This is a genomic window from Nostoc sp. S13, from assembly GCF_029379315.1.
GTDB lineage: Bacteria > Cyanobacteriota > Cyanobacteriia > Cyanobacteriales > Nostocaceae > Nostoc.
This window is the reverse complement of sequence record NZ_JAQYWQ010000069.1, coordinates 25,475-38,567: the sequence shown is the minus strand read 5'-3', so window position 1 is coordinate 38,567 and position 13,093 is coordinate 25,475. Positions and strand designations below refer to the sequence as shown.

The 13,093-nt window shown below is 40.2% G+C and carries 9 protein-coding genes; 2 read left to right on the top strand and 7 right to left on the bottom strand.

What is annotated here, in order from left to right; genetic code table 11:
- Positions 1-163: 163 nt before the first annotated feature.
- Entirely contained in the window at positions 164-2,401 is a 2,238-nt protein-coding gene (locus PUQ00_RS20260) for a recombinase family protein (RefSeq protein WP_300419994.1), read from the bottom strand.
- A gap of 78 nt (positions 2,402-2,479) precedes the next feature.
- Here PUQ00_RS20260 and PUQ00_RS20255 point away from each other — a divergent pair, with 78 nt between their 5' ends.
- Positions 2,480-3,835, top strand: a complete 1,356-nt coding sequence (locus tag PUQ00_RS20255) for a proton extrusion protein PcxA (RefSeq protein WP_300419991.1) — start codon at positions 2,480-2,482, stop codon at positions 3,833-3,835.
- On the opposite strand, the gene PUQ00_RS20250 is transcribed toward PUQ00_RS20255, so the two are convergent.
- On the bottom strand, positions 3,814-3,939 hold the full coding sequence (locus PUQ00_RS20250) for a hypothetical protein (RefSeq protein WP_300419989.1): 126 nt from the start codon (positions 3,937-3,939) through the stop codon (positions 3,814-3,816). The two genes, PUQ00_RS20255 and PUQ00_RS20250, sit on opposite strands and share 22 nt — an antisense overlap.
- A gap of 63 nt (positions 3,940-4,002) precedes the next feature.
- Here PUQ00_RS20250 and PUQ00_RS20245 point away from each other — a divergent pair, with 63 nt between their 5' ends.
- Positions 4,003-5,295 (top strand): MltA domain-containing protein, encoded by a 1,293-nt coding sequence (locus PUQ00_RS20245; RefSeq protein WP_300419986.1) that lies wholly within the window; start codon positions 4,003-4,005, stop codon positions 5,293-5,295.
- 189 nt (positions 5,296-5,484) lie between these two features.
- On the opposite strand, the gene PUQ00_RS20240 is transcribed toward PUQ00_RS20245, so the two are convergent.
- The 5 genes from PUQ00_RS20240 to PUQ00_RS20220 form a co-directional block, all read right to left on the bottom strand.
- Positions 5,485-5,718 (bottom strand): DUF3134 domain-containing protein, encoded by a 234-nt coding sequence (locus PUQ00_RS20240; RefSeq protein ID WP_300419985.1) that lies wholly within the window; start codon positions 5,716-5,718, stop codon positions 5,485-5,487.
- Between the two features lie 198 nt (positions 5,719-5,916).
- Positions 5,917-6,345 (bottom strand): hypothetical protein, encoded by a 429-nt coding sequence (locus PUQ00_RS20235; RefSeq protein ID WP_300419982.1) that lies wholly within the window; start codon positions 6,343-6,345, stop codon positions 5,917-5,919.
- A 1,142-nt stretch (positions 6,346-7,487) separates the two neighbouring features.
- The gene (locus PUQ00_RS20230; RefSeq protein ID WP_300419980.1) at positions 7,488-8,789 is read right to left on the bottom strand and encodes a substrate-binding domain-containing protein; all 1,302 of its coding nucleotides are present in this window, start codon (positions 8,787-8,789) and stop codon (positions 7,488-7,490) included.
- A gap of 1,561 nt (positions 8,790-10,350) precedes the next feature.
- The gene (locus PUQ00_RS20225; RefSeq protein WP_300419978.1) at positions 10,351-11,640 is read right to left on the bottom strand and encodes a substrate-binding domain-containing protein; all 1,290 of its coding nucleotides are present in this window, start codon (positions 11,638-11,640) and stop codon (positions 10,351-10,353) included.
- 334 nt (positions 11,641-11,974) lie between these two features.
- Positions 11,975-13,030 carry a substrate-binding domain-containing protein gene (locus tag PUQ00_RS20220; RefSeq protein WP_300419976.1) on the bottom strand — a complete coding sequence of 352 codons (1,056 nt, stop codon included), beginning with the start codon at positions 13,028-13,030 and terminating at the stop codon, positions 11,975-11,977.
- Between the last annotated feature and the right edge of the window lie 63 nt (positions 13,031-13,093).

The window sequence follows — 13,093 nt, the reverse complement described above, 5'->3', positions numbered from 1 at the left end:
GAAAATTTGGTGGTCAACTTTCGTAGTCGCGGGTCTGAATCCCCGACTGATAGCGCCACGCAAAGCGAGTCCGCGTTCGCTTTTAGCGTCTCGTAGAGAGCGTCTTGATTCTGACTCCTGAATTCTGACTTCTGAATTCTTCTTCAACAAATCCCCAACTTCTTTAAGATGCCGGGGATCTGAACTTCTCATTCGCCTCAGAAATAACCGTCACACACGCATTCACCAAGGGTAACAGCGGCCCTAGTTGCTCTTGTCCATTTACGGCTAAATCGCTGTGACACAAATAAACTCTCTCGGATACACGAGACAGTAAATCTGCCAAAATCCTTTTCAGTCTTTGTTCTTCTGCCAATTTCTCGTCTTCTGCTGTCCAAGGTTCGCCTAACCTGTCTCGCAGGAAAAACGGCGCACCGAACAAAGTCGCCGCCCCACCTTTCGCCCATAGAGGTGAACCAGCATCCAGCCAAAAATGCCAACGGTGCGATCGCCTACTAGATCGATATTGAAATATAGTTGCTAATGTGACAGCTTTTCTGACTCCACCAATGGGGCGCACAGGGTAAGCGTTGGCGGTAATTGTCCCACGGCGCAGTAGTTGAATGAATTCAATAACAGTTGTGTGAGGCGTTGTCTCAACTGGGGCAATTTGTCGTAATCTGGTGTCAATTTCCCAGTAGTGTTGGGCGGTTTCTAATAATTCCCGCAGTGCTGCTAGTTGTTCATAGGGTAGATTGCTACCATTCCACAAAAAGCGCTGAATTGCTCTGTCTAAGAGGGAAATGGGACTGGGAATTAAACGCAATTCTTGTTGCGATCGCTGCTGTTCTAACCACTCTAATATCTCATTATAAGCTGTGGTCGCTGCATAGCCGATTCTATCCCAGCGCTCAAAGGCTGATACTGGTAGCAAGTTGGGGCGATCGGGATGGGGTAAAAAGCAGTAATCTGCAATTAAACCAGCACGTACCGGATCAATATCAGTAGAGACGCGATTAATCACGTCTGTATTAGAGACGCGACTAATCGCCTCTGTAGAGACGCGATTGATCGCGTCTGGTGGTTGTTGTTTCCTGCTCAATACAACCAGCATTTCTGCCACCGCATCCCGATCTACTAAGCGTCCCAAGCCGGGATAAACTAGTGCCAGCATGGTGAGCAATGCGCGAATGATCGGTGAACTAATTAGGGGACGTTGGTCATTAAGCGATTCTACTTGGATGTTTTGTTTGACGAGGATTTCTACTAGAGTATAACGAGCGATCGCATCTAAACCTGGTGCAATAATCGCCACTTGTTCTGGTTGCACTTGCCGTGATTGGATGGCATTAGTAATTACCTCTGCTGTTTGTCGCAATAGTTGGGCGCGGGAGGTGGTTTGAATTGAATGCACAATCTCAGGTAAGCTCAACAGTACCATCGGTTCTGTGACTAATTCCACCATCTGTTTAGTGAGTTGCCCACCAAGGGACTCAGGAGGCGGCCCGGTTAAGATTTCTACCCGACAACGCTCTGCTAACCCTTCGAGGTAGTTGGGGTCTGCTCCCAATCCTAATCGTACTGCACCATCAAGATTGTAGCTAAATGCCCCGACTGCGCCTTGATCTAATAGCAACTCAAACAAAAGACGCGCTACGCTAGGATAATCATCAACATCATCCGCCAGTACTCTTTGATAGCGTTTAGCTAGATGCTGTTGATAATTGCGATCGCTTAACAAATGCTGACTATAAAGTTCAGTAATAATCCCATAAGTTAGCAACCCCCTCTCTAAACACCAGTTACGCCAATCTAGGAGCAAAGATCCCAAAAATTCCGGCTCTAAAGTTGTAGTATTTTCTCCCAGACCTCTGGCCAAAATCTGGGTAATATCTTCGCAAGGTATACCACTGTAAGCTGCTAATTGCAATAAGTCTAGAATGCGACGCACCAAGCGAGATTCATTCACTCCCGCAATACGTAAAATTTCTTCGTCTAATTGGGGACGCCAGAGTTTTGTTGCTAACTCTTGTTCCGTTTCTGGCCGCAATCGTACCGGAAACTGTGCCTTCAGGTTCAACGAGTCAATTAGCAACGGCCAAAATAAAATAACTTCATCCTGGAAAAAACCTAGCGGCGTCTTGGCACGAACCGGATATTTTCCTAATGTAGATGTAACAATTATATCTCCCAGTTCTCGACGATTATCATCATTGGCAGCTAAGACTAAAACTCCTGGCTCTGTTTGTTTAAGATATAAAAATTCGGGTATGCGAGTGGCTTTTCTACGTCCCGGCTTTTTAGTATAAAATGATTCAGTATATTTATTTTCAGGTTGTACCCAATTACAAAATTGCTCTACCAAGCGAGCCGTCTTACCACTGCGACTAGTGCCAACAATCCAAACCGAATGAGAAACCACAAACTTTCTCCTTGTAGATTTGCTAGTATACCTCGTGCGTTAACTTAAGGTTAATAATCACCAAATAATGCTGGATGATTGTGTGCAATGAAAAACTCTGTTTTTAGCGAAAAAATCTATTCTTTCTTACTTGCTGCTTATCGATGGTACTTACAGACTCCTGAACGTTCTTTAGATCAAGCTTACGATGCAGCCTTAAAGATTCAGGAAATAGAAGATAAACATTTCAAGGGTAATAAAATAGACATTGAATTAGCCATATACAGTAAGAGCGTGATGGATTATTTTGAGTCAGACCTCAATAAGCTATTAAAAACTGTCAAGATGCGACTGACGGAGTTTAGAGCCAGCCGTTGGTTTCTAAATGAAGAAAATCAAAAAGCTGCTCAGAAAGCAGGTATAGAGTATCTAAGTCCTTCTTTGGTTTTGGAAAAGCTAAACTTTATTGATCAAGTCATATCTAAATACACAATAATTTCTGATCAAATAACTTCTAAAGCTTTAGTAGTCCAACCTCCAAATCTACCTGTTAACTCTGTGATATATGACGACAAGTCGCTGCTCGTCAATACTCCAACGTTACCACCGAAAATACTAACTCAAAACTTGGATAAAAAACCACAAATAAAGCGTAAAACCGATACAATGGGCATTTTGCCCCGCTCTCTTTTAAGTACTATCACTCGTCTGCAAGTTGAATTAGACCCTAATTCTGAACAAGAGGTAATTCAGAGTTTTCGTCAGACTCAAAGAAGAACAATAATATCTATTAGGTTTATTTTACTACTAATTATTGTACCACTTTTGACGCATCAGATAGCAAAAGCTTTCGTAGTCGGCCCAATTATTGAGCGGTTTAGAAACACTGAGCAAATGCAGATATTCCTCAATTCAGAAATGGAAGAGGAAGCCCTTGTAGAATTAGAAAGATTTGAAGAAAAGCTGAAGTTTCAAAATCTCATTATAAAAGCCCCTCCACTATCGTCTGAGCAGATTGAAAAAGAAATGGGTAATAAGGCTATAGAGCTTGCTGATGAATTTCGTCACGAAAGCTCTAGTGCGATCAAAAATATTTTTGCAGACCTTTTTTCGGTGGGTGCTTTTATCTGGCTTTTGTTAGTCAGCAAGTCTTCTATTGCTGTGCTAAAGGATTTCATTGATAATATTGTCTATGGACTTAGTGATAGTGCCAAGGCATTTATCATCATTTTGTTTACTGATATATTTGTAGGATTCCACTCTCCTCATGGCTGGGAAGTACTTCTAGAAGGTGTATCACATCATTGGGGATTACCAGCAAATAGAGATTTTATCTTCTTATTTATTGCGACATTTCCAGTGATTTTAGATACCATTTTTAAATACTGGATATTCCGATTTTTGAACCGGATCTCACCATCAGCAGTTGCGACTTACCGTAATATGAATGAATAGGGCATGGGGCATGGGGGATGGGGCATTGGGCATGGGGCATTGGGCATTGGGCATTGGGCATTGGGCATGGGGCATTGGGGAATAATTTTTGTGTTGTCAAACAATTAAATTATTTTTGATTTTTGAATTTGAGCGAGGTGGGATAATCTCAAAAAATTTTAATTTTGATGAAAAAGACACTTGCTGGGTTAGGAAAGTTTAACAAAATTCTCGCTATCAGCTTACCTGTGGTTTTATCAATTTTGCTGGTGCGGATGCAATCTTTGGCGTATCGGGAACTTAGTCCGCCAGAATGTCGCGTGCAAAAGTGGGATATACCAGTTTCCTTGACTGCTGAAAATCAAGATGCACTTACACAAAAACAAAAAGCACCATTAATCCAGAGACTACCAGTTACTTGTTGTCAAGGTGATACCTCTTGTTTGGATGAAGTTCTTTATGGACAAATCCCAGATAAAAAGGCACTGATAAGTGCGATCGCTCACAGTCTCCAATATCTGCAAACAGCTAATGCTGCGGCTGCTTATCAAAACTATCCGGTGGCTGGGATTACGCGCGATCGCGTGTTCAAAAGCTTGAAAAGATTCCGCGAACTTCTATTAAAAACTAATTCTGCAATAGAATTACATCAAGCTATCCTGCGCGAATTTGTTCTTTACCAATCAGTCGGTCAAAACAGCAAAGGTTCCGTTTTATTCACCGCCTATTATGAACCGCTTTACGCAGCCAGTCGCGTCCCCACAACAGAATATCGTTATCCTGTTTATCGATTACCTGCTGATTTAAACTCCTGGCCTAAACCTCATCCTACACGTCTAGAATTAGAAGGAGCAGATGGTTTACAAGGCGCAAAAGGTAAATTGCAAGGATTAGAGTTATTTTGGTTTCGCGATCGCCTCGAACCATATTTAGCTCAAATTGAAGGTTCAGCGAGACTTCAGCTTGCCGATGGTACTCAAACAACAATCGGCTATGCTGGTAATAACGCTTATAACTACAAAAGCATTGGCCGAGAATTAGCGAATGATGGCAAATTACCGCTACAAGGTATGACCATGCCAATTATTCTCGGCTATTTCCAAAAGCATCCCCAAGAATTAAATATTTATATTCCGCGCGATCGCAGCTTTGTTTTTTTTCAAGAAAATCACGGTCAGCCAGCCCAAGGTTTTATCAACGTACCACTAACAGCAGAGCGTTCTATTGCTACAGATAAATCCCTCATGCCTCCTGGTGCTTTAGCGTTGATTCGCGCTTCTATTCCCTTTGTTAATCCTACCGGAAAAATGGAGGAGCGCATCGTTAGTCGCTATGTTCTTGACCAAGATACCGGCGGTGCAATTAAAGGTGCAGGTAGGGTAGATTATTTTTTAGGGACAGGGAAATTAGCAGGCGATCGCGCTGGTATTACAGTCAGCAATGGACAATTATTTTATCTATTACTCAAGTCCCAGAATTAAACACACTCGGATTTTAAAGTAAGATTCCCGACTTCTTTGAAAAGTCAGGAATCTTAGCCTTTCTTTGTAAAAGTCCATAATACTTTTGACTTTTACTTCTCTACGAGAGGCTGCGCCCTAAGCGTAGCTATGCCGCAGGCTTTACGGCTACGCTCAGTACAAATGACTTTTGACTTCCGCCTTCCGTTACTAGGCTTCTATATCCATCTCAGCATCATCATCGTCATGATCATAAGGGATATCGTCAAGGTCGATCATTTCTGAAATTTCTTCTACTTCATTTAGATACTCAGATTCTTGATGTTCACGCTCGATTAGACGACCAGTTGACTTTAGCCATTCCAAAAGAATAAACTCATTACTTGTACGAATTACAGGCGCTCGCTGGTTACGAGGTTCTTCACGCAAAGGACTTATAGGCATAAAAAAAACTCACTTTGAATTACAGGTTAGCGTACAAAAACATCAAAATTGTAGATTAAGGTTAAAAGCCTTGTATAACAAGCCTTTTATCAACAGATGAAATATAAACCATTAAGTTTTTTATTCTCTTGTCCGTCTACTTACCATTAAAATGCCTTCGCGTCAGTCCTAATAATAAATCTTCAAGAGGACGCGATCTCACAAGGCATTTGGTAGCTTGGCGAGAGGTTCATACATATTAGAGGGTAATGCAGACAGTCTGTTTGCTACAGCGACTGCATCAGCTAAGTTGCTAAATTGACACCGAACAATCTCTTGTCCATTTCCTGAAGGGAAACGCTTCCTAGCTTTATTAGATACAGCACAAATAATCGCTAACGCTTTGGCAAACCCATCTTTTGTCAATATTGTTTCTTGAGCGAACCCTTCAACAGGAATAAGGCAAACCTCAAAGCGATACCCCGGTCTGGGAGAAACTGCTATGTCAATATATGGTTTATCTTCTTTCCTGATTCGGCGTAAATATTTGGCTGTCGAATTAGTATCATGCAAATCAGTCCCAAGTGCGTAAGTAAAAAAACAATCTTCTGTAAGGGATTCAGGACGGGTAATTATATCCGTTGGCATAAGTTAAAGTACTATCCGTATGTTGTCTGGCTTTGTGACACACTTTACTGTCCATCCTTAATAGCACATTTTTTGACAGTGAGATGTATCAGTTTTACGCGAGGTATTGCAATACAGTTCTACTCACTAAAAATCTCAAGTTTTGAAATGCTCAAGAGTCTTATTTCTAAAGCTTTTAGCTCTATTAACTTTGAGACTTAATCCATACTCTGAGAAGACCTGTTCTAGGTGATTATGTTCAACCTCATTGGGCCTCATTGTGTAGATTAAGAATATCAAGTGACATAAAACACCTCTAGAATCAAATAGTGTAGAGATTTAGATTCGGAGAGGCGTCTATATAGTCAGTTACATGACCGAAAATATTTCTCAACTACCTGACTATAACATAGTTGACGGTTGAACTTTTTTCAACTATTCCGACCGATAGATATTCCGTCACCAAGAACAGTGGGGTTGTATTCAATTGTGACTTTTAGATAACTAAATCTTATACTTATTAAGTAGTTCTAATTTTTACCCAGTGTAATTATAGAGAGAGGAGAAATACTGATTGCGATCGCATCATCTCATAAAGTAGGGTGGGCACTGTTTAGCATTTGCTCAAACCCTTATTTTTAGCTTATAAGTACTGCCCATCCTACGGTTATTGAAAATGGCACAAAATCTCAATTATTAGCTTAAAAAAAGCCCTATATTTAAACATAATAAATTCATTCTAACCCAAAAAAAACTTGTTGTGACTATTCAAATAAGTTACTATTATTATACTTTTCAGACAACTATTTTCATGAAGCAGATAGTAGTGTCAAGAAGTATCCGGTTAGAATTAAACATCAAATAAAGTGTGATTACAAGGGAAGCAATCCCCAAATCTGACGATCGCTTCATCTCGTACAATCTGGGAATGCCTAAAAGCGATCGCAATCATAAACTCCCTGATATTTATTTATACCCATTTATTGCCTTATATTTTATAAATATTAAAAGCATTTTTACGAGTTATTGACATAAAAAATAGCCGAAAAAAATCCCCAGGATTGTAAATATAATCCTGGGGCATGATCTTCATATCCTTGCCAAGATATTTATAAATCTAAAGGAGGCAAGAGCGGTTAAGACCAAAAACGGTATTCACGCAATTATAGATTCAAGGTATCATTCACGTAAGTATTGACAACACCTTGAGACAGAGTTTTAATCGCAGGGGGAAGAGGAGCATAGCCACGAGCTGTAGCTATATTGTCCGCGGCGGTGGTTCCTAAAGCCCAGCCGATGAATCCTTTAATCCCATTTGCTACCTTAACGTTTGCGTATTTGTCATAAAATACCAGGTAAGATGCGTTAACAATGGGATAAGCATTTGCAGCTGTTGGATCAGTGACTACGAGTTTAATGCGCTGAGGACTTGCATCTTGGTCAGTCGCACCAACAAAAGCATTTCCAATTGAAGTTGGTGAGATGGGATTGTAAGTACCTGCCTTGTTCTGTAAGACAGCAGCTTGCAGACCATTAGCTAACCGCGTAGAATTATCCACATAACCAATTGCACCAGCAGTAGTTTCGATCTTGGTCGCTACACCTTTACTTCCTGAAGCAAATTGGAAATTGGCTGGCCAAACAACTGTATTGGCTGGTAGTGGATTAGGTATACCACCAGCTTGAGCAATACTTATTTCACCAACTCCTCTGTTCCATGTAGCACCAAATGCCGCCTTGAGATTACTGCTTAAAGTAAAAGTGTTAGCACTATTGTCACTACGACGTACTACAACGATGGGTTTATTTCCTGCAATTGTTGCGCCGCTATTATCTGCTTTAATTTTGGCATCATTCCAATTTGTGATGGTGCCGTTAAGAATACCAAGGTAAGTAGCTCGTGAAAGTTTAATTCCACCTGCTGGTACATTTAGACCTGTGGGGTTGTAAGCTAACGCAACTCCGTAGGTGATCACAGGCACTTGGATGGGGATACCAGCATTGGGACCTGCACTAAGTTTTTCTGTTCCTGTTATGGGGTCGTCAGTATCTGCAAAAGAGACTGGGGGATTGATAGTTGCCCCAGTCGTGGGTGGTGGTGGTGGGGTTTGAGTGAAAAAAGCTGTTACCCCTACACTACTGTTAATTGCAGCATATCTGAATGTTACGAGCGGATTGATTGGACTTGGAGGATTGAGGGTTGTAGGATTTCCAACACCGTAAGTGTTAAACCATGAGCCTTGTGGGGCATAAGGAGAGATAGTTCCTGTACCCACAAACAAAGTATTTATACTGCCTCCACCTGCACCATTTATGGAGGTTACTCCAGCTGGGGCAGGAGTGGTGGAGATTTGAGCTAGAGATTTCTGAGTAGCAGATTGACCTACTACTAAACTAGTTGCTATGGCAAGTACAGAAATTGAACTTACCAAACAGGTCAATTGACGATCGCGATCAAAAGCCATATCAAGCTCCTTGAAATTAATTTCCGGTTCAATACCCTATCAAATCTAAATCAAGTGTCAAACTAGCGATTAAAAATAACCTTTTATAAGCACAGTAAACTTGCATAAAAAGCTATTTATTAAACAAAAGTTTGCACAAGAATATTTAGAATGTAGAGCAACTTAAACGCAAAGCATTAAATGTGTAGAGGGTATTAAACTATTGCTAATTTACCCTTAAACATAATTACTTGCTGGTTAAAAACTCTACATTCAATCTAAGTTTGTATAAATAAATGTTCAATGACTTTAGTAAAAGGAAATGGTTAATAGGTATTATGAACCATGCTTAAATTACCATTTTTAGTCTCTCATTCCTTTTCAAAAAGCCATGTTTAACTTTACCTACTTACTTCTTTGGCATGGCAAGTTCATCTGAACTATAAAAATTACTTTCTTTAATGTAGATATACAGCAGTTTGCTACAAACTACCGCTAAGTGCGAAGTAAAGAAAGTTAGAATTTTACAAATTTTTTAGGACTGCTATGGTTAATAGCTAGTTAAATTTTGCCAATAGACTTATCCACAAATAAACCTCAAAATAGCTGAAACCCTTACATAGCTGGCTTTTTAGCTTATATAAAACAGGAACCTCTAAAACCCTCTCCAGAGCTAGGTTTCAGCCAAATAAAGTTCTCATTTCCGGATAAGTCTAATGAAATCAAGAGTATAATGGTAAGGTTAAAATAAGGTTAAGCCTAGATTATAATTAGATTATAAAATAATTAAAAAGTTTAAATATATGTATTTTGGTAATTTAGAGGTGTTTGAAAGGTGATTTTTATGGCAAACTTTATTCTTTTTACAGATAAAATAAACACCTTTCATTTAATATAGGACTTACGCATTGATCAAATAACAAAATAGTGGCGTTGCATAATTGAAGTATGAATTAGAGCGTAGCCGTAGCTCGTCGTAGACATCGCTATGTAGTGCCCAAAGTGTGCATCAACTCATATTCGCAAGAAGGGAAAAAGGGAGTAAACTGTGGGCACATATGTGTTCATTGTGGTCGTCAGTTTATATTTTATATCTTCCAAATGAAGAAAAAATCGAAGAAATAAGCAGAAGCGAATTTCTCACAATATATGATACTTATTGGGCGATTAAAAACTTTTATCGAGCCATAAAACAAGTATGTGGAATTTGTCGGTTTATGGTTAGAGATACTTACGTAATCAAGACTCACATATTTTGTTCACTTCAAGCTTTTATTAAATTAGATTTGATAGGGGAGGCAGAAACAGAGCTTTGATTAAGGCTGAAGACCATGATTATAACCCAAAAACAACCGTAACTCCTTATGGTATCTTTCTTCCATAATTAATTTATGCCTATTTATTGCCTTATATTTCCTAAAAATTAAGAGCATCTTTACGAGTTATTGACATAAATAATAGCCGAAATAAATCCCCAGGATTGTAAATATAATCCTGGGGCATGATTTTCATATTCTTGCCAAGATATTTATAAATCTAAAGAAGGCAAGAGTGGTTAAGACCAAAAACGGTATTCACGCAATTATGGATTCAAGGTATCATTCACGTAAGTATTGACAACACCTTGAGACAGAGTTTTAATCGCAGGGGGAAGAGGAGCATAGCCACGAGCTGTAGCTATATTGTCCGCGGCGGTGGTTCCTAAAGCCCAGCCGATGAATCCTTTAATCCCATTTGCTACCTTAACGTTTGCGTATTTGTCATAAAATACCAGGTAAGATGCGTTAACAATGGGATAAGCATTTGCAGCTGTTGGATCAGTGACTACGAGTTTAATGCGCTGAGGACTTGCATCTTGGTCAGTCGCACCAACAAAAGCATTTCCAATTGAAGTTGGTGAGATGGGATTGTAAGTACCTGCCTTGTTCTGTAAGACAGCAGCATTTAGACTCTTAGCTAATCGTGTAGCACTATCCACGTAACCAATCGCACCAGGAGTAGCTTTAATATAGTCAGCTAAAGCTCCACCTGTTGCGATAGATTTGAAACTGGCTGGCCAAACAACTGTATCAGCTGGTACTGGATTGGGTTGGCCTTGAGCAATACTTCTTTGACCAACTCCTCTGGTCCATGCAGCACCAAATGCCGCTTTGAGATGACTGCTTAAAGTAAAAGTGGCACCACTATTGTCACTACGATGTACTACAACGATGGGCTTATTTCCTGCAATTGTTGCGCCGCCATTATCTGCTTTAATTTTGGCATCATTCCAATTTGTGATGGTGCCGTTAAGAATACCAAGGTAAGTAGCTCGTGAAAGCTTAATTCCACCTGCTGGTACATTTAGACCAGTGGGGTTGTAAGCTAACGCGATTCCGACAGTGATAACAGGCACTTGCACAGGGACACCAGCGTTGGGACCGCCACTAACTTTTTCTGTTCCGGTTAAGGGATCGTCACTAGCTGCAAAAGAGACTGGGGCATTAATCGTAGCACCAGTGGCGGGTGGTGGGGTTTGAGTTAAAAAAGCTGCCAACCCTGCACTACTATTAATCGAAGCATATCTGAATGTTACGAGCGGATTGACTGGACCTGGAGGATTGAGGGTTGTAGGATTTCCAACACCGTAAGTGTTAAACCATGAGCCTTGTGGAGCATAAGGAGGCGTAGTTCCTGTACCCACAAACAAAGTATTCACAGAGCCTGCACCTGCACCATTTATGGAGGTTACTCCAGATGGAGCAGGGGAGGTGGAAATTTGAGCTAGAGATTTCTGAGTAGCGGATTGACCTACTACTAAACCAATTGTGATGGCAAATACAGAAATTGAACTTACCAAATGGTTCAATCGACGATCGCGATAAAAAGCCATATCAAGCTCCTTCAAATTAATTTCCGGTTCAATACACTATCAAATCCAAATCAAGTGTCAAACTAGCGATTATAAATAACCTTTTATAAGCACAGTAAACTTGCATAAAAAAGGTATTTATTAAACAAAGGTTTGCACAAAATTCTTCAGAATGTAGAGCAAATATAGCTAATAACTGTTAAAGTTTGCCAACAAAATTAACAGCTAAATTCTTCAATAGACATCTCCGAAAAAAAATGTAGAGACGCGAAATTTCGCGTCTCTACAAGGGTTCTAGATAACCCATATTTAATTTCTGGAGATGTCTAATAGGCTGCTAGGTCAATTTCTAAACCTACGGAACAGAACCATATCCAAGAGATGGAGCTAAAGCTTTTGCAGCTGTAATGAACCCTTTAAAGTCTAAGTCTGAGTAATACAAGAAATAAGTTGCTCCGGAAATCGGATAAGAACTTGCACTCTTGGGATCGGTCAAGTCATCAATTCTAGTCAGGTTAGTACCGTATTTTACAACCTTCCCATCTTTAATAGCTGCTGTAATTGAAGCTGGTGAGACAGCAATATACTTACCTGCCTTGTTAAGTAAGAGTGCAGAAGGTAGCTGTGGCTTATTTGCCTTATCATAAGCTAAAAGGGTAGCATTATCCACATAACCAATTCCACCTGGATTATTTGCGATCGCAGTGATTACACCTCCACCACCAGTAGCAGCAATGAAAGTGCTTGGCCAATTAACAGTTGTACCCACTCCTCTATTCCATACATTAGCTGCTGGAATACCTGTAGTTGCAGCAGGCTTACATGCAGCATTAAGATGACTGCTTAAAATAAAAGTGCTACCACTTGAGTCAGCACGACGTACAACTTTGATGGGTACATTGAGTGCTATTTGGCCACCGTTATCTGCACTAATGCTCTTATTGCTCCAATTTGTGATGCTACCGTTCAAAATACCACAGTAACTAGCTCGTGAAAGTTTAAGTCCAGCTGCTGGTACAGTAAGACCCTTAGTGTTAAAAGCTAATGTGATTCCGACACCTACCAGAGGCACTTGGACGTAACCACGACCGCCAGTAACTTTTTCTGTTCCTGCTACGGGGTCGTCACTATCTGCAAAAGTGATTGGTTTAGGAATACCAGCTGTTGGGGTTTGAGCGAAAAAAGCTTTTAACCCTGCACCACTACCAACTGCATCATATGTCAATTGCAACTTCGATTTTAGAGCTGTAAATAAAGCATTTACAGTAGTTGCACCTGCACCATTAGCTACAGAGGGCGCAGCTAGAGATATAAGAGTAGCAGATTGACCTACTACTAAACCAATTGTGATAGCAAATACAGAAACTGAACTTGCCAAATTGGTTAATTGACGATCGCGATAAAAAGCCATATCAAGCTCCTTCAAATTAATTTCCGGTTCAACACCCTATCAAATCAAAATCAAGTGTCAAAC

What these genes read in the sequence shown, in the direction of transcription:
- PUQ00_RS20245 (WP_300419986.1), top strand. Translation starts at nt 4,003, where the DNA reads ATGAAAAAGACACTTGCTGGGTTAGGAAAGTTTAACAAAATTCTCGCT.
- PUQ00_RS20240 (WP_300419985.1), bottom strand. Translation starts at nt 5,718, where the DNA reads ATGCCTATAAGTCCTTTGCGTGAAGAACCTCGTAACCAGCGAGCGCCT.
- PUQ00_RS20235 (WP_300419982.1), bottom strand. Translation starts at nt 6,345, where the DNA reads ATGCCAACGGATATAATTACCCGTCCTGAATCCCTTACAGAAGATTGT.
- PUQ00_RS20230 (WP_300419980.1), bottom strand. Translation starts at nt 8,789, where the DNA reads ATGGCTTTTGATCGCGATCGTCAATTGACCTGTTTGGTAAGTTCAATT.
- PUQ00_RS20225 (WP_300419978.1), bottom strand. Translation starts at nt 11,640, where the DNA reads ATGGCTTTTTATCGCGATCGTCGATTGAACCATTTGGTAAGTTCAATT.
- PUQ00_RS20220 (WP_300419976.1), bottom strand. Translation starts at nt 13,030, where the DNA reads ATGGCTTTTTATCGCGATCGTCAATTAACCAATTTGGCAAGTTCAGTT.